Annotated in this window: 21 protein-coding genes, 1 tRNA gene and 1 other annotated feature; of the genes, 19 read left to right on the top strand and 3 right to left on the bottom strand. The window is 41.9% G+C overall.

Annotated features, from left to right (window positions below):
• The first annotated feature begins 194 nt into the window (after nucleotides 1–194).
• The 8 genes from gerE to NPA43_RS12480 all read left to right on the top strand — a co-directional run bounded on the left by gerE (nucleotide 195) and on the right by NPA43_RS12480 (nucleotide 5,224).
• Entirely contained in the window at nucleotides 195–419 is a 225-nt protein-coding gene (gerE, locus tag NPA43_RS12515; protein ID WP_003184172.1) for a spore germination transcription factor GerE, read from the top strand.
• A gap of 149 nt (nucleotides 420–568) precedes the next feature.
• Nucleotides 569–1,009, top strand: a complete 441-nt coding sequence (locus NPA43_RS12510; RefSeq protein WP_099726944.1) for a MarR family winged helix-turn-helix transcriptional regulator — start codon at nucleotides 569–571, stop codon at nucleotides 1,007–1,009.
• Nucleotides 1,010–1,016: 7 nt separating this feature from the next.
• Nucleotides 1,017–1,835, top strand: coding sequence for a glutamate racemase (gene racE, locus NPA43_RS12505; protein ID WP_268254812.1), 819 nt, complete (start codon nucleotides 1,017–1,019; stop codon nucleotides 1,833–1,835).
• 101 nt (nucleotides 1,836–1,936) lie between these two features.
• A complete protein-coding gene (locus NPA43_RS12500; RefSeq protein WP_230031015.1) occupies nucleotides 1,937–2,998 on the top strand; it encodes a GerMN domain-containing protein in 1,062 nt (353 codons plus the stop codon).
• A 151-nt stretch (nucleotides 2,999–3,149) separates the two neighbouring features.
• Nucleotides 3,150–3,878, top strand: a complete 729-nt coding sequence (gene rph, locus NPA43_RS12495) for a ribonuclease PH (protein WP_099681411.1) — start codon at nucleotides 3,150–3,152, stop codon at nucleotides 3,876–3,878.
• A gap of 10 nt (nucleotides 3,879–3,888) precedes the next feature.
• The gene (locus NPA43_RS12490; protein ID WP_230031014.1) at nucleotides 3,889–4,491 is read left to right on the top strand and encodes an XTP/dITP diphosphatase; all 603 of its coding nucleotides are present in this window, start codon (nucleotides 3,889–3,891) and stop codon (nucleotides 4,489–4,491) included.
• Between the two features lie 14 nt (nucleotides 4,492–4,505).
• Nucleotides 4,506–5,030, top strand: a complete 525-nt coding sequence (locus NPA43_RS12485) for a YfcE family phosphodiesterase (protein ID WP_099726949.1) — start codon at nucleotides 4,506–4,508, stop codon at nucleotides 5,028–5,030.
• Nucleotides 5,031–5,150: 120 nt separating this feature from the next.
• Nucleotides 5,151–5,224, top strand: a tRNA-Arg gene (locus NPA43_RS12480).
• 301 nt (nucleotides 5,225–5,525) lie between these two features.
• On the opposite strand, the gene NPA43_RS12475 is transcribed toward NPA43_RS12480, so the two are convergent.
• Together NPA43_RS12475 and NPA43_RS12470 are read right to left on the bottom strand one after the other, a co-directional pair.
• Complete coding sequence (locus NPA43_RS12475; RefSeq protein ID WP_099726951.1) at nucleotides 5,526–5,870, bottom strand: hypothetical protein; 345 nt, start codon at nucleotides 5,868–5,870, stop codon at nucleotides 5,526–5,528.
• 136 nt (nucleotides 5,871–6,006) lie between these two features.
• Nucleotides 6,007–6,399: a VOC family protein gene (locus NPA43_RS12470; RefSeq protein ID WP_099726952.1), complete on the bottom strand. Its 393-nt coding sequence runs from the start codon at nucleotides 6,397–6,399 to the stop codon at nucleotides 6,007–6,009.
• 299 nt (nucleotides 6,400–6,698) lie between these two features.
• Here NPA43_RS12470 and NPA43_RS12465 point away from each other — a divergent pair, with 299 nt between their 5' ends.
• The 6 genes from NPA43_RS12465 (at nucleotide 6,699) to NPA43_RS12440 (ending at nucleotide 11,491) form a co-directional block, all read left to right on the top strand.
• Nucleotides 6,699–6,848, top strand: a complete 150-nt coding sequence (locus tag NPA43_RS12465; RefSeq protein ID WP_223251640.1) for a teichoic acid D-Ala incorporation-associated protein DltX — start codon at nucleotides 6,699–6,701, stop codon at nucleotides 6,846–6,848.
• A gap of 14 nt (nucleotides 6,849–6,862) precedes the next feature.
• Complete coding sequence (dltA, locus tag NPA43_RS12460; RefSeq protein WP_256498869.1) at nucleotides 6,863–8,368, top strand: D-alanine--poly(phosphoribitol) ligase subunit DltA; 1,506 nt, start codon at nucleotides 6,863–6,865, stop codon at nucleotides 8,366–8,368.
• Nucleotides 8,365–9,549, top strand: coding sequence for a D-alanyl-lipoteichoic acid biosynthesis protein DltB (gene dltB, locus NPA43_RS12455; protein ID WP_099726954.1), 1,185 nt, complete (start codon nucleotides 8,365–8,367; stop codon nucleotides 9,547–9,549). Before dltA ends, dltB begins: the two co-directional genes overlap by 4 nt.
• 21 nt (nucleotides 9,550–9,570) lie before the next feature.
• Complete coding sequence (gene dltC / locus NPA43_RS12450) at nucleotides 9,571–9,807, top strand: D-alanine--poly(phosphoribitol) ligase subunit 2 (protein ID WP_044331457.1); 237 nt, start codon at nucleotides 9,571–9,573, stop codon at nucleotides 9,805–9,807.
• Nucleotides 9,807–10,973 (top strand): D-alanyl-lipoteichoic acid biosynthesis protein DltD, encoded by a 1,167-nt coding sequence (dltD, locus tag NPA43_RS12445; RefSeq protein WP_230031010.1) that lies wholly within the window; start codon nucleotides 9,807–9,809, stop codon nucleotides 10,971–10,973. Before dltC ends, dltD begins: the two co-directional genes overlap by 1 nt.
• A gap of 95 nt (nucleotides 10,974–11,068) precedes the next feature.
• The gene (locus NPA43_RS12440) at nucleotides 11,069–11,491 is read left to right on the top strand and encodes a YkvA family protein (RefSeq protein ID WP_099726956.1); all 423 of its coding nucleotides are present in this window, start codon (nucleotides 11,069–11,071) and stop codon (nucleotides 11,489–11,491) included.
• An 82-nt stretch (nucleotides 11,492–11,573) separates the two neighbouring features.
• On the opposite strand, the gene NPA43_RS12435 is transcribed toward NPA43_RS12440, so the two are convergent.
• Nucleotides 11,574–12,617, bottom strand: a complete 1,044-nt coding sequence (locus NPA43_RS12435) for a lactonase family protein (protein ID WP_256498868.1) — start codon at nucleotides 12,615–12,617, stop codon at nucleotides 11,574–11,576.
• Nucleotides 12,618–13,051: 434 nt separating this feature from the next.
• On the opposite strand from NPA43_RS12435, the gene ilvE reads away from it, so the two are divergent.
• The 5 genes from ilvE to NPA43_RS12410 all read left to right on the top strand — a co-directional run bounded on the left by ilvE (nucleotide 13,052) and on the right by NPA43_RS12410 (nucleotide 19,170).
• Nucleotides 13,052–13,966, top strand: coding sequence for a branched-chain-amino-acid transaminase (gene ilvE, locus NPA43_RS12430; protein ID WP_256498867.1), 915 nt, complete (start codon nucleotides 13,052–13,054; stop codon nucleotides 13,964–13,966).
• A gap of 8 nt (nucleotides 13,967–13,974) precedes the next feature.
• Nucleotides 13,975–14,221, top strand: a binding site (T-box leader).
• A gap of 122 nt (nucleotides 14,222–14,343) precedes the next feature.
• Nucleotides 14,344–16,068 carry an acetolactate synthase large subunit gene (gene ilvB / locus NPA43_RS12425; protein ID WP_256498865.1) on the top strand — a complete coding sequence of 575 codons (1,725 nt, stop codon included), beginning with the start codon at nucleotides 14,344–14,346 and terminating at the stop codon, nucleotides 16,066–16,068.
• The gene (ilvN, locus tag NPA43_RS12420; protein WP_256498862.1) at nucleotides 16,065–16,583 is read left to right on the top strand and encodes an acetolactate synthase small subunit; all 519 of its coding nucleotides are present in this window, start codon (nucleotides 16,065–16,067) and stop codon (nucleotides 16,581–16,583) included. The genes ilvB and ilvN overlap by 4 nt, the downstream gene beginning before the upstream one ends.
• A gap of 18 nt (nucleotides 16,584–16,601) precedes the next feature.
• The gene (gene ilvC, locus NPA43_RS12415) at nucleotides 16,602–17,630 is read left to right on the top strand and encodes a ketol-acid reductoisomerase (protein WP_099726960.1); all 1,029 of its coding nucleotides are present in this window, start codon (nucleotides 16,602–16,604) and stop codon (nucleotides 17,628–17,630) included.
• Complete coding sequence (locus NPA43_RS12410) at nucleotides 17,617–19,170, top strand: 2-isopropylmalate synthase (RefSeq protein WP_099726961.1); 1,554 nt, start codon at nucleotides 17,617–17,619, stop codon at nucleotides 19,168–19,170. The genes ilvC and NPA43_RS12410 overlap by 14 nt, the downstream gene beginning before the upstream one ends.
• The last annotated feature ends 5 nt before the right edge of the window (nucleotides 19,171–19,175 follow it).

Genomic DNA, 19,175 nt, shown 5'->3' with positions numbered 1-19,175 from the left:
AATAGGACGATGTCTCGATAGGAGACTCGTCCTTTTTTGTGCTGCTCTAAGTGTATGAAAATGGACGCTGATCTGCGGGAATTCTTGATTTTAACGTCACCTACCTCTGGTACGCGGCATATGATATCTCGACTATACAGAATCCCATTCTATAGAGACTAGAGCTCTCACCTTAGCAAGGAGGGTTACAATACTTGAAGGAGAAAGAGTTTCAATCCAAGCCGCTATTAACCAAAAGAGAAAGAGAAGTATTTGAATTGCTCGTCCAAGATAAAACAACAAAAGAAATTGCAAGCGAGCTTTTTATTAGCGAAAAGACTGTTCGAAATCATATTTCGAATGCCATGCAAAAGCTAGGAGTTAAAGGTCGTTCACAGGCCGTAGTCGAGCTTCTGCGTATGGGTGAGCTAGAGCTCTAACGTCAGCCGGTTTTCCTTCCGCATTGGGGAGGAACCGGTTATTTCTATTTGATTTCCTTGAGTCTCTTCTTGCATTTTCTTTGAAAAACGAGGAAAATAGGAATGTACATTTTAATCAAAGTGAGATGCTATAGTGAGGTATCAATGAAATGGAAACGAATGAGTTCGACCATGTTGCAGAGATTGAAAAATCATTGCGCCATATTGCCGCAATTATTAAGCAAAAAGGCAGAGAAATCCTAAATCAATATACGATAACACCTCCTCAATTTATAGGGCTCCAGTGGCTTTATGAATTCGGAGATATGACAATAGGCGAGTTATCACAAAAGATGTATTTGGCTTGCAGCACGACAACCGATTTAATTGATAGAATGGAAAAAAGTGAACTTGTCGAACGGGTGAAAGACCCTTCTGACCGCCGCGTGGTTCGCATTCATTTATTGCCTGAAGGCGAGCGGATCATTCAAGAAGTGATTGTCAAACGCCAAGAATACGTCAGTGAACTTCTAGGGGCTTTCTCAGAAGAAGAAGCCATCGTTTTCAATCAATCTCTAACGAAACTACAGCAGCAAATGAAAAGAAAATGAGGCGATTTTGTTGGATCAACCAATCGGCGTCATTGATTCCGGCGTTGGCGGTTTAACCGTTGCAAAGGAAATCATGAGGCAACTGCCAAAAGAAAAAATCATTTACGTAGGCGATACGAAACGATGTCCGTATGGCCCTCGGGAAGAAGAAGAGGTTCTACAATATACATGGGAAATGGCGCATTACTTATTGAGACATCATCATATTAAAATGCTTGTCATTGCATGCAACACAGCGACGGCGATTGCGCTTGATGAAATTAAAGCAACGCTCGATATTCCGGTCATTGGCGTGATCCAGCCCGGAGCCCGCACAGCAATCAAGGTGACAAGCAATCAGCATATTGGTGTCATCGGAACTGTCAATACGATCAAAAGCGAGGCCTATAAAGAAGCACTGCTTTCTTTAAAAGCAGGTCTGACGGTACAAGGTCTGGCTTGCCCGATGCTTGTCCCATTTGTCGAAAGCGGTACGTTTTTAGATCAGACAGCAGATGAAGTGGTGAAAGCCTCTCTTGAACCGATGAAAGAAACAGGAATTGATACGCTCATTCTTGGCTGCACGCACTATCCTATTTTAAAAGAGCCGATTCAGCGTTTTATGGGCAGTGATGTGAGCATCATTTCATCAGGTGATGAGACAGCTAGAGAAGCAAGTACGATTCTTTCATATAAAGGGCTGTTAAATGCTTCTAAGGAAGAGCCTGTCCATACATTTTACACAACAGGGCAGCAGCAAAATTTTCAAAACATCGCTCGTGACTGGTTCGGCTACCTGCCAGGTAAGGTCGAGACCGTGTCACTCGAGCAGGTATATCAGCAATAACCCGCTTCTACATGAAGTGGGTTATTTTTTTATGAAAAGGGTCTAATCCTCTTAGGGAGCTCGTATACATAGTAGTACAAACTACTAGAGGAGGGTGAAGTATGCTGAAAAAAGGAACTACAGCAGCTGTGACGTGTATCGCGTCAGCCATGCTTTTATCAGGATGCGGATTGTTTCAAACAGACCAAGCGAAAACAGAGATTGATCCACCACAAAATGTCACATATGTGAAAGAAAATAAAGAAGACAAACAAACAGCCAAAGAAGAAAAAGAAGAGAAGCAGGCAGATACGGTTATGAGAGAATTATATTTAATTGATAAAAACGGTTATGTCGTGTCTCAATCCATTCCGCTGCCGAAAAACGAAGGAAGTGCCAAACAAACCCTTGAATATCTCGTGGATGGAGGACCCATCTCCAACCTGATGCCAAATGGATTTAGAGCCGTCTTGCCAGCTGACACGAATGTATCTGTCGATATTAAAGACGGAACGGCGGTTGTGGATTTTTCAAATGAATTCAAAAACTATAAAAAAGAAGACGAACAGCGCATCCTGCAATCTGTCACTTGGACGTTAACACAGTTTGATTCGGTAGCCAAAGTCAAATTGAAGATGAATGGACATGAATTAAAAGAAATGCCTGTGAACGGCACCCCGATTTCAGATGATTTAAGCAGAGAGGACGGCATTAATATTCAGCACGAGGCTGCCGCTGATATGACATCGACAAAGCCAGTGACCGTCTACTACTTATCTGAATCTGATGAGCAGACGTACTACGTTCCTGTCACAACAAGAGCGCCAAAAGACGGGGATGATCCAATTACAGCAGCCATTGATGAGCTCGTCTCTGGACCAAGTAAAACAAGCCATTTGCTCACAGACTTTGATCAAGACGTGAAGCTGAATGATGTACCAAAAGTAAAAGACGGCCATGTGACACTTGATTTCAACGAATCCATTTTTGGCAGTGCCGATGAAAAGAAAAAGGTCATTTCACAAAAAGTTCTTGATAGCATTGTCCTCACATTAACAGAGCTGCCGGATGTGAAAAGCGTATCTGTGAAGGTAAACGGAAAGGCAGAGCTTGTGAATGAAAAAGGGGCAGAGCTCACAAAGCCAGTTTCAAGACCAGAACAAGTGAATACAGGTAGTTTTTAACGTCACACATTGATATAATGGAGAAAAAGAGGCATGCATATTCGCTGCCTCTTTTTTATTCCAAGCGATTAGAACCGATCAAGGTTGTCTAAGTTAGTAGGAGAACCCCGCTGGCACCCGCGCGGAATGTATATCGTAACGGAGGTAAATCATGAGATTAGATGAAAGACAATATGACGAATTAAGAAAAATTGAAATAGAGGCAGGCTACATCACGCATCCAGAGGGCTCTGTCTTAATCTCAGCGGGAAATACGAAGGTGATTTGTAACGCATCAATCGAAGACCGCGTACCTCCTTTTTTAAGAGGAGAAGGAAAAGGCTGGATTACAGCAGAATATAGCATGCTTCCAAGAGCAACAGCACAAAGAACGATGAGAGAATCTTCTAAAGGAAAAGTCACAGGACGTACAATGGAAATTCAACGCTTAATTGGACGAGCACTCCGCGCAGTCGTTGATTTAGAAAAGCTTGGTGAACGCACAATTTGGATTGATTGTGATGTGATTCAAGCAGACGGCGGAACACGGACGGCGTCCATCACAGGTGCATTTGTGGCCATGACACTTGCGATTCAAAAGCTTCGGGCTGAAGGAGTCATGAAAGAAAACCCAATCACTGATTATTTAGCGGCGATATCCGTCGGAATTGATTCTAAACAGGGGCTTCTGTTAGATTTAAACTATGAAGAAGATTCTTCGGCTGAAGTGGATATGAATGTCATCATGACAGGCGCTGGACGCTTCGTTGAACTTCAAGGCACAGGTGAAGAAGCGACCTTTTCAAGAGAGCAGCTAAACGGACTGCTTGATCTAGCCGAAAAGGGCATCAAAGAATTAATTGAAAAGCAAAAAGCAGTGACAGGAGAAGTCATCGAATAACTAGAAGGGTTTGATCAGGATGAAAACAGCGATCATTGCAACGCATAATCCGGGCAAAGCGAAAGAATTCAAAGCCATTCTTGAGCCAAAAGGTTTCACGGTCAAAACACTAGCAGACATCGGATTCTCAGAAGAGATCGAAGAAACAGGACAAACCTTTGAGGAAAATGCGATCATCAAAGCCGAGGCTATTCAGGCCAAAGCAGGTGAAATGGTGATTGCAGACGATTCCGGTTTGTCGATTGATTATCTGGGCGGGAAACCTGGCGTTTATTCAGCAAGATACGCTGGTGAGCATAAAGACGATGCCGAGAATGTAAGGAAAGTGCTGAGCGAGCTTAAAGGAATTGAAAAAGAAGACCGCACAGCCAGATTCAGATGTGCCCTTGCTGTCAGCACACCGGGCAAAGAAACAAAGACGGTAGAAGGATCAGTAGAAGGCTTCATCGCAGAAGAACCAATCGGCGAAAATGGCTTCGGATACGACCCGATTTTCATCGTCAAAGACAAAGACCAGACGATGGCCGAGTTATCACCAAAGGAGAAAAACAAGATCAGCCATCGAGCGGTCGCGCTTCAAAAGCTTTCATCATTGCTAGACGCAAATGAATAAGGGGGAATGAAGCCATGAAGATACTCATCATTAGTGACAGTCATGGACTCACAGACGAGCTTCAAACCATTGCTAAACGGCATGCGGCTGAGGTAGACATGATGATTCACTGCGGAGATTCAGAACTCGAAACGAACCACCCAGCACTCCAAGGATACAAAGTCGTCAAAGGAAATTGTGACTTTATGGGCGATTTTGAAGAAGAGCTCCTGCTCCCCCTTGATGGAGGCGGAAAACTATTTCTCACTCACGGACATCTGCATGGCATCAAACAATCCCTACTTCAAGTCTACTACCGTGCAGAAGAGCTAGGCGCAGACATTATCTGTTTTGGCCACTCGCACATCCCAGGCAGTGAGCTGCTAAGAGGAAAGCTCCTCATTAACCCAGGCAGCGTGCACCTGCCAAGAGTGCGCAAAGAGCGCAGCTATGCTATACTGACACTAGATGGAAGCGAAGCAAACGTTCAATTTTACACGGACGAAGGTCTAGCGATACAAGACCTCGAAAACACCGTGACATTGGAAGGTATTTCATAAGGGTGCAGCATCTGCCCCTTATGAAAAAACTTTCGAAAAACCGTTGACTTTAAAGAACAATAGTAATATAATAAATCTTGTCGCTGAGGTAATCGAGCGCAGCGCACTACATAACAACATGTCCCAGTAGCTCAGCAGGATAGAGCAACGGCCTTCTAAGCCGTCGGTCGGGAGTTCGAATCTCTCCTGGGACGTACTAAATTAAAAGCCTGAAACCCTTTATTATCAAGGATTTCAGGCTTTTTTGTTTGTTGGAACTTAAGTTCGTTTATCGCTTCAAATTAGGGTTTTGGGAGCGGATTTATTTTTAAGTATTTCCGTTGCCTGTTTTTGTATCAAAGAAACTATCGAAATGGGTGGCTGATTTCTGATCAGCTTCTTCAATGACATGAGCGTAAATGGATCAAAAATGTATAAAATGAAAATAGGCTTATATATGAAGGCAGCAACAAATATATTCAAAGTAGAAAAGCCCTTCCGATTTGGAGGGGCTTTTCATTGTGATTCATCGCTGTCCAATTCCCATAATTCTTGACCGTCTGCTAAATATATTTCGTTTGGCGGCTCTTTATAAAGAGAAATTTCTACTAATGAGCTTTTTCCTGTACTAATCCAATCATATATACTACTTTCATTATGAGTAGGCTGGGTCAAAACTTCTATGACCCTAAATGCAACAGCATAGTATTCTGTATAATTTGCATCATCATCCTCTAAAACGTTATCTGATTCATAGAGTGTGTCTGGTTTACCAACGATCTTTAATCCATTTTCCCAAACTAATATAAGTTCTTTCCCTCCATTTTCATCTAATGTTTTTATTAAAGAGTTATATTCCATAGTTAATCATCCTTTTAATTCATTCTAATGGTTTTGAAGGGACTATATGAGCACCGTTTTTTGAATAATGAGGTCACTTGTTATTGGTTGATTTGTACAAAAGGCCAATGCAGTATTCTTTCGAGTTAAATTCGAATCATGGTGCTACCAATTCAACTTTAATTCTATCAGGATCTTCGAAATAAACTGCGTAGTGTGTATCGCCGCCTGCGAAGGGGTGTGTATCGGTATAAAGAATTTTAACCCCCTTGGTTTTTAACTTTTCAGTCATATGATCTACTTGCTGCCGGGAGCTGGCATGAAAAGCTAAATGGTTTAGACCTACTCTGCGTCTATGATAGGGTATGTCCATAAATCGTTCTTCAGTTTGTACGAAAACGATATAAGTTTCACCCAATCTCCAACTTCGACCGCTTTCCCAAGTTTGATAAGGCTCGTAGCCTAATTCTTCTAAAAACCACTTCCAAAAAATAATTGAATTCTTTAAATTTGAAACATTTAGCTCTATATGATGAACAAGCCCTTTCATACGTTAACCTCCCTAAGTAGATATTAATTATTTTATATACATCTCAATGTATCCTAATTCACATCAAGACTAAAGTAGAATTTTGCTACCCCTCGACAGCTTTCACCAATTTTAAGGCAAATTTAAGCTTCCATTTCATTTCAAATACATTAAATCTTTGTTACAATAAGACAGCTTTGCCTAAGGTACGTTCATATTTTCGACATCTTTTTTTTATGATTTCTTAAAATTTTTATGTTTTGATATGAAACTTTTAGATGATCGATGTCGTCTTTATAAATGTCAAAAGAAAAGAGGTTATCAATATGCTATTCAAAAAGCTATCAGAAAATAAGTCTGTAAAATGGATAGGATATACAAGTTTTTACTTACTTATTTTTCTATTATTGTTTTTTATTTACGGATTCCATACAGCAAATACGGGATCATTCATTTACAACGATTTTTAATTGGAGATTAGACTATGAAACTATTACACACGATTCATGAATACCAGCAAACAAAACCGACACAGCCAGCATTTGTTTCTCAAGATGCTTCGATCACATATGATGAGCTTTGGCGTCTATCAGACCAAATGGCTGGTTCGATTGATGCAGTCGCAACTGACAGTGCACCTGTCATTGTATACGGTCATATGGAGCCAGAGATGCTGATTTCTTTCTTAGGCAGTGTGAAATCAGGCAGACCTTATATTCCGGTCGACATCTCAATACCTGTCGAGCGTATTGTCTCGATTATTGAAAGCTCCAAAGCCAGTCTATTGATTTGTGCAAATGAGCAGACAGTACTGGATGTAGAAGAACACATTGAAGTGAAGAGTGCGGCATCGCTTTTAGCACTTGAAAAAGAAGCACCACCATCCACGCAGTGGGTTCAACAGGATGATGTTTTTTACATCATTTATACGTCTGGCAGTACCGGAAAACCGAAAGGCGTTCAGGTAACAGCCAATAATTTAGAAAGCTTTACAGAATGGATGTGCCGAGACTTCCCAATTGGTGAGGGACGCACGTTCTTAAACCAAGCACCCTTTTCTTTTGACTTATCAGTGATGGATTTGTATCCAGCGCTTCAATCAGGCGGCACGCTTTACTGTTTAGTGAAAGATCTTGTGAATAAGCCGAAGGATATGTTTGCAGCACTTGGTCAATCTGACGTTGAAGTGTGGACATCAACACCTTCCTTTGTGCAAATGTGCTTGATGGATCCTTCCTTTACAGGTGAGCTTTTACCAGAGCTGAAAGTTTTCTTGTTCTGCGGAGAGGCACTTCCTGTATCTGTAGCAAGTGCACTCCTTGAGCGCTTTCCAAAGGCGCAGGTCTTTAATACGTATGGTCCGACTGAGGCAACTGTTGCGATCACATCAATTGAAGTCACCCAGGCCATTCTTGATCAGCATGATTCTTTACCAGTCGGCTATGCGAAGCCTGATACAGATATCGTCATTTTAGATGAAGAAGGCAAGAGCCTTCCTGATGGTGAAAAAGGGGAAATTGTCATCGTGGGGCCAAGCGTCACGAGAGGCTACTTAGGTGAACAAGCCTTAACGGATCAAGTGTTCTTTGAATACGAAGGACGTCCTGCTTACCGCACAGGTGACGCAGGTGTGAAACAGGCTAGGTTAATTACGTGCCACGGTCGTCTGGACTATCAAATTAAGCTGCATGGATACCGGATGGAGCTTGAAGAAATTGAATATCATGTGAGTGAGACAACTTATGTCAATGCTTGTGTGATTGTGCCGTTCCAGCCCAACGGTCATGTGGAGTACTTGATTGCAGCGATTGTCCCAGCAGCGCATTCATTTGAAAAAGAATATCAGCTGACAAGTGCGATTAAGAAAGAAATGGCGGATTCACTGCCTGCGTACATGATTCCAAGAAAGTTTGTCTATCTTGAGCAGCTGTACATGACGCCAAACGGGAAGGTTGACCGTAAGAGAATCGCGAAAGAGGTTCTTCTATGATTCCGTTTAGTTCATTCTTTTTCTTCATTCTCATTGGTATTCTTCTTTTGCCGACGATCATTCTTGGTCTTCGCGGCAAAAGAATGCAGGGCTACAACATGTTTGCAACGGTTGTGGCGCTCACGCTTATTTTCTCAAAGGATGCACATGGCGCACTGCTGCTCTTCTTATTCACAGTGTGGCAAGTCTTGATCATACGCCTGTATCTTGCGTACCGGCTAAAAGCGAATCAAGCATCTGTATTCTATATAGCAGTGGTGGCATCTATTTTGCCGCTTGTGCTATCAAAGATCTTACCGTTCTTTTTAACTCATCAGCCGCATCACCCGCCGCCAATGAACTGGCTGAGCTTTTTAGGGATCTCGTACTTAACATTTAAAGGTGTTCAGTTAATTATTGAGACAAGAGACGGCTTGATTAAGAAGAAAATGCCGATTCATCGTTTGGTCTATTTCATTGTCTTTTTCCCGACGATTTCATCAGGTCCGATTGATCGTTACCGCCGTTTTGAAAAGGATATGGATACGCCGCCTGAAAAGGGAGCATACAGTGATCTTCTATACGCAGGTATTCATAAAATTTTTATCGGCTTCTTATATAAGTTCATTGTTGGCTATCTGATTCACACGTATATTCTGATGAATATTCATCATATTAGCAGCAGTCACTTTGTTCAGCAGTTGACGTATATGTATGCCTACAGCATGTATTTGTTCTTTGACTTTGCTGGCTATACAGCGTTTGCTGTGGGTGTGAGTTATATCATGGGCATCAAATCACCAGAAAACTTTAATAAACCGTTTATTAGCCGGAACATTAAAGACTTCTGGAATCGCTGGCATATGTCCTTGTCCTTCTGGTTCAGAGACTACGTGTTTATGAGATTTGTGTTCTTTATGACAAAAAAGAAGTGGATCAAGAACCGTATGGCCGTATCGAATATTGGGTACTTTGTCCTCTTTTTATTGATGGGGGCTTGGCATGGACTCGCACTTCAATATATTATTTACGGACTATACCATGCAGTTGTCATGTCCGGTTACAATTTATTCGAGAAATGGAATAAAAAGCACAAGTGGTGGCCGGATAATAAGGTCACAATGGTTGTGTCGATCATTATTACATTCCATGTGATTTGTTTCGGATTTTATATTTTTTCAGGAAAACCATTTCATCATTAATGATTAAGGGAGTAGAAAATTATGGAATTTAAAAATCAAGTATACGGTATTATTGCAGAGGTTTGTCAGGACGACGTTGTGAAAGAAAATCCAGAGATTGCGATTTTTGAAGAAGGTCTTCTTGATTCATTTGGTACAGTAGAACTGCTGATGGCGATTGAAAGTCAGCTGGGAATTACTGTTCCGATTACAGAGTTCGATCGTGATGTATGGGATACACCGAGCCACATTGCTGAGCAGCTGGCAGAGATGAAGTAATGAAAAAGCGTTTTTTTGGGCCGCTTATTTTAGCGGCTGTTCTATTCATTGGTGTTCTTCTTGTACCAAATGCATGGCTCTCACATCTGATCCCAAAAGACAAATTACAAAAGTCAGCTACAGAATTAGATCCAGGGATGTTCCAAGGGCTTTATTTACAAGATGAAATGCTAAAAGATCCAACTTATTTGCCGATCTATGGATCTTCTGAACTATCACGTTTTGATCCATATCACCCTTCGAATTTCTTTCATGAGAATCCTCAAGGGTTCACACCTTACCTTGTTGGAAAAGGTGGATCGCAATCATTAATTCATGCGATGAACTTCGCAGCGCATATGGATGAATTAAAAGGGAAAAAGCTTGTGTTTATCGTGTCCCCGCAGTGGTTTGTGAAATGGGGATCTGACGAGAATCACTTTGCACCTAACTATTCAGCGCTTCAAGCACTTGATCTAGCCTATAATAAAGAAATTGATCCTGCTGTGAAAAAAGAGCTGATCAAGAGAATCATGACGTTTAAAGCAGTGAAGAACGACATGATCATCACAGAGCTTTTTAAAGCAGAGCTTTCTGGGAACAAATTCGCTTATGGCGCGATTTCTCCTATTGCAAAAATGTATTATGGCATGCTTCAAAAGAAAGACATGTACTATACAATTGGATCAGGGAAAGAGCGTAAGCTTCATCCGTCTCCATCAGTCAAAGGAAAAACATGGACTGAGCTTGAAAAAGAAGCAAGTGTCTTAGGTGCGAAAAAAGCAGGGAACAACCCGTTTTATATTAATCAAAAACTGTTTGAGCGCAAGCTGAAACCGATCATGAAAAAGATGAAAGATTCTCGTGAAGATCACTCTTATGCGGAATCACCAGAATACAAAGATTTTCAAATCATGCTGGATATTTTAAAACAGGCAGGGGCAAAGCCTTTGTTTGTGACGATTCCTGTAAACGGAAAATGGTATGATTACACCGGTTTCCCGAAAGAGGGACGTACAGAGTATTATGAAAAAATCAATCGTCAAATTCGAGATAACGGGTATGAAGTCGCAGATTTGACTTCACATGAGTATGATCCCTATTTCTTTAAAGATACGATTCATGTGTCTTATAAAGGATGGGTGTATATCGATAAGGCGATCGAAAAGTTTTACAAAGAGCAGTAGAATGCAGCGGCTTTCTGCTGCTTTTTGTTTGTCGAATGGGCGGATATCTTGTATAACTAAGGTGAAAGGGATATGCTGAATATGGAGGCGATATGATGAATCGTTCTGAGAAAAAGGAACTATTAAAGCGTTCGAAGAAGCATTTTAATGATCATGCCTTTTGGGAAAAGTTAAAAAAGACGGCACAAAAAGCTGGGGTCTCTCTTGTCTATGCTGTGCTATTACTTTACTATACATTGCAAAAAACCGAAGTACCTGTCAAAGCGAAGACCCTAATCATTGGAGCACTCGGATACTTTATCCTTCCAATTGACCTCATCCCCGATACTTTGATCGGTGTCGGCTACACAGATGATTTAGGTGCGATTACATTTGCTCTCCTTCAAGTCGCGATGTACATTGATGACGATGTAAAAGGAAAAGCAAAAGACAGGCTGGCAAAATGGTTCGGTGAAAAATCCGATACGTCTTTAATAGATCAAAAGCTTGAGGATGGCGGTATGCCGTCTGTACGCTGAAAAGAAGACAAAGGGCTAAAATAAAGTTCATTTTAGCCCTTTGTCAACAATCTGAAGCCTCCACACACGGAGGCTTTTTTCATTATCCTAAAAATTTCACGCAAACTGGATGAGGGACGGTGATGTCTGATTGTAAGACAGTGAGTCGCCCTGTTTCTTTGTCGCGTTTGTATAATACAAGGTTGCTAGATTCTTGATTTGATCCGACGAGGAATTCTTCTGTTGGATCAAGCACAAAGTCTCTAGGCCAGTTTCCTTCAGATGAAGCAATCTCGACAAGACTTAATTGGCCTTCAGCGTCTGTTTTAAAAATCGCAATGCTGTCATGGCCGCGATTTCCCGCATAAACAAATTGGCCGTCTGAAGAGACATGAATGGCGCTGCCTTGATTGTTCTCTGTAAAGTCGCTTGGAATGGTCGCAATCGTTTGGACTTCTTCAAAATGACCATCTTCAAAGTAACGAAGCACAATCACCTCTGAGCTTAGCTCTGTCATCACATATGCCACTGGCTGTGTTGCGTGGAAAGTGATGTGACGAGGCCCGCTGCCTGGTTTTGTTTCAAATGTATGCGCGAGCTCCAGCTTGCCGTCTTCTTTCTTATACGTATAAATGCCATCCGTTCCAAGGTCAACAGCCACTGCATATTTTTCATCTGGTGTCAGACCCATAAAGTGAGTGTGCGGTTTTTCCTGACGGTCTTCGTTAGGTCCAGTTCCTTCATGCTGCGCCTGTGACAGCGTGCGGATCACTGAGCCATTTTCAGCATCGATTTCATACATCTCTGCTGTTCCTTTATGATAGTTCGCTGTGAAAGCTGTTTTTGTTTGACTGTCCAAGCTGACGTGACAAGGAGAAGCGCCATCGGCAAGCTCTTGGTTGATGAAACTCAGTGCACCGGTTGTAGCATCAATTTGATACGCAGCAAGACCGCCCTGCGACCCTTTTTTCACCACAGCGTACACAAACTTTTGATCCTCTGACACGGTTAAATATGTAGGATTTTCGAGTTCAGCAGCGACTTCTACTTGTTCAATCTGCTGCTTGTCTGTATTTAATGTAAAGGAATAGATACCTTTACTGTCTCCCTTTGTATACGTTCCGATATAACCTCTGATGTTAGCCATGTATTGCCCTCCTTCTATTAGATGGTCTCATTCTATCATAAAATCATAGGAAAACGCTTTAGAAAGGCATACTGAAGGAAAAAACAAGCGCAATGAAATCTAACAACATTCATCAAAAATCATGTGAAAAAATATCACAAAAGTTTGTTCAAATCAAAACTGTTCATGTAAAGTAAATAAATTGAAGAAAAAATACAAAAAATTTTAAGTTTTTTCATTCCTTGTCTAGCAAAGGTGTAAGCGTATACATTTTATTTTGATTAGTCTAAATTGTCTAATAATTTTAAAAATGCTGTTGACACTGTATGGAAAGCGGCGTAAGATGGGTTCAACAAAAGCTAAAACAAACACGCTGAGCAAGCGTCAGACACTTCAATATAAAATGTCTGAAAATTCAACTACTTTTTGTTTGAAAGAGAGGGTGCTCACTGAAAATGGAAGACCAAAAGGAACAGTGGATCTTTTTAAACGATGAACTCGTGAAAAAAGAGGATGCGAAAATTTCAGTTTATGATCATGGCTTCTTATACGGTGACGGTGTGTTCGAAGGGATACGCGTGTATAACGGAAATATCTTTCGAATGAAAGAACATTTAGATCGCCTGTATGATTCCGCCAGATCCATTATGCTGAACATTCCATATTCACTTGAGGAACTCACGGAAAAAATGATTCATACAGTTGAAAGGAACGGCCTAAAGGATGCCTATATCCGCCTTGTTGTCTCAAGAGGTGCGGGTGATCTTGGTTTAGATCCTAACAACTGCGGGAGAGCCAACACAGTGATCATTGTAGAGCCGCTGGCCATCTTTCCAAAGCACCTATATGAAACAGGGATTGACATTGTGACGGTACCGACGAGACGAAATCGTCCCGATGTACTGAGTCCAAAAGTGAAATCATTAAATTATTTGAATAACATCCTTGTCCGAATCGAAGCCCATATGGCCGGTGTGAGTGAAGCGCTGATGCTGAACGATCAAGGGTACGTGGCAGAAGGTTCTGCAGACAATGTGTTTATTTATAAAAAAGGTAAGCTCTATACACCGCCAGGCTATATCGGCGCTCTTGAAGGCATCACAAGAAATGCCATCATGGAGATTGCAGAAGACTTAGGCTACGAAGTGAAAGAAGAACCATTCACAAGGCACGATGTGTATACAGCAGAAGAAGTTTTTCTAACAGGAACCGCAGCCGAAGTAATCGCCGTTGTAAAGGTTGACGGCCGTACAATCGGTGAAGGGAAACCTGGAGTTCACACAAACAAACTTCTTGAACAATTCCGCAAGCGAGTGGTTGAAGAAGGAGAAAAAGTCATTTTTTCAGATGAAAACATTCACGCAAGCTAAATAGATATCGATAAACGTTGAAGAGGACTAGTAGCTTTAGAGTCAGTATCTACAGAGAGCCGGTGGTAGCTGGAAACCGGTGTTACTTTCTAAAGTGAACTCACCTCTGAGTGTCTGCTTGAAATGATAGTAGGGCAGACCGAGTGACATTGCTCACTCGTTACCAAAATGGATGAAAGATGTCCATGAGACGGCAGCTGAATTTGCCGTGAACAAGGGTGGTACCGCGAAAAACAAAGCTTTTTCGCCCCTTTGACCTAGTGAAAAGTAGTGTCATTGTGGGGTGAGAAGGCTTTTTTATATGGTCTCAAATCTCGATCTTGAATAGAAAAGGGTGAAAGGACTTGACTGAAGCAAGACAAAGAGGAGGAAATCAAATGGGGACAAATGTACAAGTGGAGACGGAAACATCAAAAGCACCACAAACGATGAACGGTGCACTCATGTTAATTGAAGCACTCAAAAGAGAAAAAGTAGAAGTCATTTTTGGTTATCCTGGCGGAGCGGTTTTACCGATTTACGATAAAATTTACGATTCTGGTTTATTTCATGTCCTGCCAAGGCATGAGCAGGGAGCGATTCACGCAGCAGAAGGGTACGCAAGAATATCTGGTAAACCGGGTGTTGTCATTGCAACGTCAGGACCTGGTGCGACAAACCTTGTCACGGGAATTGCAGATGCGATGATTGATTCACTTCCTCTTGTTGTATTCACAGGGCAGGTGGCGACCTCAGTCATTGGCTCGGATGCTTTCCAAGAAGCGGATGTGCTCGGCATCACAATGCCAATCACAAAGCACAGCTACCAAGTAAGACGTCCAGAAGAGTTGCCAGGTGTCATTAAAGAGGCGTTCCATATCGCAACAACAGGCAGACCTGGTCCAGTCTTGATTGATATTCCAAAAGATGTTGCGGGCATTGAAGGAACGTTTGAATACGATCAGCCCATTGATTTACCTGGTTATCAGCCGAAAATCGAGCCGAACTATTTGCAAATTCGCAAATTGGTAGAAGCTGTGAGCAGAGCAAAGAAACCAGTCATTTTAGCAGGAGCTGGCGTTCTTCATGGGAAAGCGTCGGAAGAATTAAGGCAGTATGTAGAGCAACAGCAAATTCCGGTCGCTCATACACTGCTTGGTCTTGGCGGGTTCCCGGCAAAGCATCCTCTTTTCCTTGGGATGGCTGGCATGCATGGCACATATGCAGCGAACATGGCCCTTCATCAATGTGATCTGCTCATTTCAATTGGAGCTAGATTTGATGACAGGGTAACAGGCAACCTGAATCATTTTGCAAAACATGCGAAGGTCGCTCATATTGATATCGACCCTGCAGAAATTGGCAAGAACATTCACACCCATATCCCGGTTGTTGGAGACAGTAAGCTAGTGCTTGAAGAGCTGATCAAGCAGGACGGGAAGCAAGGGGAATCAGCCGAATGGAAAAACCAATTAGATCAGTGGAAGGAAGAATATCCACTCTGGTACGTCGAAAACGAAGCAGAAGGCTTTAAGCCTCAAAAGCTGATTGAATACATTCATCAATTCACAAAAGGTGAAGCCATTGTGGCAACTGATGTCGGGCAGCATCAAATGTGGGCGGCGCAGTTCTATCCATTTGAAAATGCAGATAAATGGGTCACATCTGGCGGGCTTGGCACGATGGGCTTCGGATTACCGGCAGCCATTGGCGCGCAGCTAGCTGATCAAGAGGCAACGGTTGTGGCCATTTTAGGAGACGGAGGTTTCCAAATGACCCTGCAAGAACTTGCCGTTATCCGTGAGCTGAACCTTCCAGTGAAAGTGATTGTTCTGAATAATCACAGCCTTGGAATGGTAAGACAATGGCAAGAAATTTTCTACGAAGAACGCTACTCGTATTCTAAATTTTCAGAGCAGCCAGACTTCGTTAAATTATCTGAAGCTTATGGCATTAAAGGAATCAGAATCTCATCAGACGAAGAGGCGAAAGAAAAGCTTGAAGAAGCGCTAACCTCTAGAGAGCCTGTTTTCATCGATGTCAATGTAGCGAGAGATGAAAAAGTATTCCCGATGGTTGCACCGGGGAAAGGACTTCATGAGATGGTGGGGGTGAAACCTTGAAAAGAATTATTGTGTTGACTGTATTAAATCGATCAGGCGTACTGAACCGAATCACTGGCCTTTTTACTAAACGACATTACAACATTGAAAGCATTACGGTCGGCCATTCTGAGATTCAAGATGTATCACGCATCACGTTCGTCGTCCATGTAGACCAAGAGAAAGACATCGAACAGCTGACAAAACAGCTGAACAAACAAATTGATGTCCTCAAAGTAACAGACATTACAAACCAATCAATCGTTCAGCGAGAGCTGGCTTTGATAAAAGTCGTATCTGCACCATCATCTAGAATGGAGATCACAGGGGTCATTGAACCGTTTAGAGCTTCTATTGTAGATGTAAGCAGAGAGAGTGTCGTCATTCAGGTGACAGGTGAGTCTTCAAAAATTGAAGCACTCATTGAATTACTTAAGTCATACGGCATTAAAGAAGTCGCCAGAACTGGCACCACGGCCTTTGCGAGAGATAATCAGCAAAAGCCGCAATCAAATAAAACAATTTCAATTGTCTAAACAAAAGGAGAGAGTCAAATGGTAAAAGTATATTATAACGGTGATATTCAAGAAAACGTATTAAATGGTCAAAAGGTTGCCATCATTGGTTACGGTTCACAAGGTCATGCACACGCACTGAACTTAAAAGAAAGCGGCGTAGACGTGATTGTTGGTGTGAGAAAAGGTGGTTCTTATACAAAAGCTCAAGAAGACGGTCATCAAGTGTTCACAGTAAAAGAAGCAGCAGCACAAGCAGATGTGGTGATGGTATTACTTCCAGACGAACAGCAAAAGAAAGTATATGACGAAGAAATTAAAGATCAATTAGAAGCTGGCAACTCACTTGTATTCGCACACGGATTTAACGTCCATTTCCATCAAATTGTTCCTCCAAGTGACGTAGACGTTTATCTTGTTGCACCAAAAGGTCCAGGGCATCTTGTGAGAAGAACATATGAGCAAGGCGCTGGTGTACCTGCACTATTTGCCATCTATCAAGATGTATCTGGTCAAGCGAAAGACAAAGCACTTGCTTATGCAAAAGCAATTGGCGGAGCAAGAGCAGGCGTACTTGAAACAACATTTAAAGAAGAAACGGAAACGGACCTATTCGGTGAGCAAGCAGTTCTTTGTGGAGGTCTTACTTCACTAGTGAAAGCAGGGTTCGAAACGTTAACAGAAGCGGGTTATCAGCCAGAGCTTGCATACTTCGAGTGTCTGCATGAACTAAAACTGATCGTTGACCTTATGTATGAAGAAGGACTAGAAGGCATGAGATATTCAATCTCTGATACAGCACAATGGGGTGACTTCGTATCAGGACCACGCGTTGTTGATGCAAAAGTAAAAGAATCAATGAAAGCAGTCTTGACCGACATCCAAAATGGAACATTTGCAAAAGAATGGATTGTTGAAAACCAAGTGAATCGTCCACGTTTCAATGCTATTAATGAAAGTGAAAGTGAGCATCAAATTGAAATCGTCGGAAGAAAGCTTCGTGAAATGATGCCTTTCGTCAAACAAGGAAAGAAAAAGGAAGCGGTGAGCGTCGGTGCGGAAAATTAATTTTTTTGACACAACACTTCGAGATGGAGAGCAATCACCAGGAGTGAACTTAAATGCACAAGAAAAGCTAATCATTGCAAAGCAGCTTGAGCGCCTTGGGGTTAATATCATTGAAGCGGGTTTTCCCGCTTCATCCCGAGGGGATTTCTTAGGTGTACAAGAAATTGCAAGAACAATCAAAAACTGTTCAGTTGCAGGGCTTGCACGTTGTGTGAAAGGTGATATTGATGCTGCATGGGAAGCATTAAAAGATGGGGCTCAACCAAGAATTCACGTCTTTATTGCGACTTCTGACATTCACCTGAAGCATAAACTAAAGAAAACACGTGAGGAAGTTGTAGAACAGGCTGTCTCAATGGTGAAATACGCAAAAGAACGCTTCCCGGTTGTCCAGTGGTCAGCAGAAGATGCGTGCCGTACAGATCTTGCTTTCTTAGCGGAAATTGTAGAGAAGGTCATTGACGCTGGGGCAAGTGTGATTAACTTACCTGATACAGTTGGATACCTAGCGCCAAAAGAGTACGGAAATATCTTTAAATACATGAAAGAACACGTTCCAAATATTGATCGCGTGAATTTGTCAGCACACTGTCATGATGACCTTGGCATGGCTGTGGCAAACTCACTTGCAGCAATCGAAAATGGAGCCGATCAAATTGAAACAGCAGTCAACGGTATCGGAGAGCGAGCTGGGAATGCCGCTTTAGAAGAAATTGCAGTAGCTCTTCATATTCGAAAAGACTTTTATCAGGTCGAATCAACAATTCAATTGAATGAAATTAAGCGTACAAGTGATGTAGTGAGCAAATACTCTGGAATGATTGTGCCGCGCAATAAAGCAGTCGTTGGAAACAACGCTTTTGCACATGAATCAGGTATTCACCAGGATGGTTTCCTCAAAGAAAAAACAACCTATGAAATTATTTCTCCAGAGCTTGTAGGCGTCACAACAGATGTGCTTGTCCTTGGAAAACACTCCGGAAGACATGCGTTTAAAGACCGCTTGAAAACACTAGGCTTTAAGCTAACTGAAGAAGAAATCAATAAGTTCTTCGAAACCTTCAAGAACTTAACAGAGAAGAAGAAAGAAATCACAGATGATGATTTGATTTCTATTATATTAGAAGAAAAAGTAGCAGACCGAAAAATTGGCTACGAATTTGAAAGCCTTCAAGTACATTATGGTACAGAACAAATGCCAACAGCAACGGTTTCTCTTAAAAATCAAGAAACGCAGGAAGTCATTCAAGAAGCAGCTACAGGTGCAGGCAGTGTAGAAGCTGTGTACAACACGCTTGAGCGCTGTATGGAGGAAAGAATTCATTTGCTAGACTACCGTATTCAATCAAATGGAAAAGGCAGAGACGCGCTAGCAGAAGTATATGTCACTGTTTCAATAGAAGGAAAAGAAACAGCAGGCCGAGGTGTGGCGCAAGATGTACTGGAAGCATCGGCTAAAGCTTACGTCAATGCAGTGAACAGGCATTTAATCTTTAAATCAAATTTGTTTGAAATTGAGAAACATCACGCGATCTCATAGGAAAG

This window comes from Bacillus pumilus (genome assembly GCF_024498355.1).
In the GTDB taxonomy this organism is placed as follows: Bacteria; Bacillota; Bacilli; order Bacillales; family Bacillaceae; genus Bacillus; species Bacillus pumilus_P.
Note: the sequence above shows the minus strand (reverse complement) of the source record. Positions and strands in the feature narration are given on the sequence as shown.

What these genes read in the sequence shown, in the direction of transcription:
- NPA43_RS12510 (WP_099726944.1), top strand. Translation starts at nt 569, where the DNA reads ATGGAAACGAATGAGTTCGACCATGTTGCAGAGATTGAAAAATCATTG.
- NPA43_RS12500 (WP_230031015.1), top strand. Translation starts at nt 1,937, where the DNA reads ATGCTGAAAAAAGGAACTACAGCAGCTGTGACGTGTATCGCGTCAGCC.
- rph (WP_099681411.1), top strand. Translation starts at nt 3,150, where the DNA reads ATGAGATTAGATGAAAGACAATATGACGAATTAAGAAAAATTGAAATA.
- NPA43_RS12485 (WP_099726949.1), top strand. Translation starts at nt 4,506, where the DNA reads ATGAAGATACTCATCATTAGTGACAGTCATGGACTCACAGACGAGCTT.
- NPA43_RS12475 (WP_099726951.1), bottom strand. Translation starts at nt 5,870, where the DNA reads ATGGAATATAACTCTTTAATAAAAACATTAGATGAAAATGGAGGGAAA.
- NPA43_RS12470 (WP_099726952.1), bottom strand. Translation starts at nt 6,399, where the DNA reads ATGAAAGGGCTTGTTCATCATATAGAGCTAAATGTTTCAAATTTAAAG.
- dltA (WP_256498869.1), top strand. Translation starts at nt 6,863, where the DNA reads ATGAAACTATTACACACGATTCATGAATACCAGCAAACAAAACCGACA.
- dltB (WP_099726954.1), top strand. Translation starts at nt 8,365, where the DNA reads ATGATTCCGTTTAGTTCATTCTTTTTCTTCATTCTCATTGGTATTCTT.
- dltC (WP_044331457.1), top strand. Translation starts at nt 9,571, where the DNA reads ATGGAATTTAAAAATCAAGTATACGGTATTATTGCAGAGGTTTGTCAG.
- dltD (WP_230031010.1), top strand. Translation starts at nt 9,807, where the DNA reads ATGAAAAAGCGTTTTTTTGGGCCGCTTATTTTAGCGGCTGTTCTATTC.
- NPA43_RS12440 (WP_099726956.1), top strand. Translation starts at nt 11,069, where the DNA reads ATGAATCGTTCTGAGAAAAAGGAACTATTAAAGCGTTCGAAGAAGCAT.
- NPA43_RS12435 (WP_256498868.1), bottom strand. Translation starts at nt 12,617, where the DNA reads ATGGCTAACATCAGAGGTTATATCGGAACGTATACAAAGGGAGACAGT.
- ilvE (WP_256498867.1), top strand. Translation starts at nt 13,052, where the DNA reads ATGGAAGACCAAAAGGAACAGTGGATCTTTTTAAACGATGAACTCGTG.
- ilvB (WP_256498865.1), top strand. Translation starts at nt 14,344, where the DNA reads ATGGGGACAAATGTACAAGTGGAGACGGAAACATCAAAAGCACCACAA.
- ilvC (WP_099726960.1), top strand. Translation starts at nt 16,602, where the DNA reads ATGGTAAAAGTATATTATAACGGTGATATTCAAGAAAACGTATTAAAT.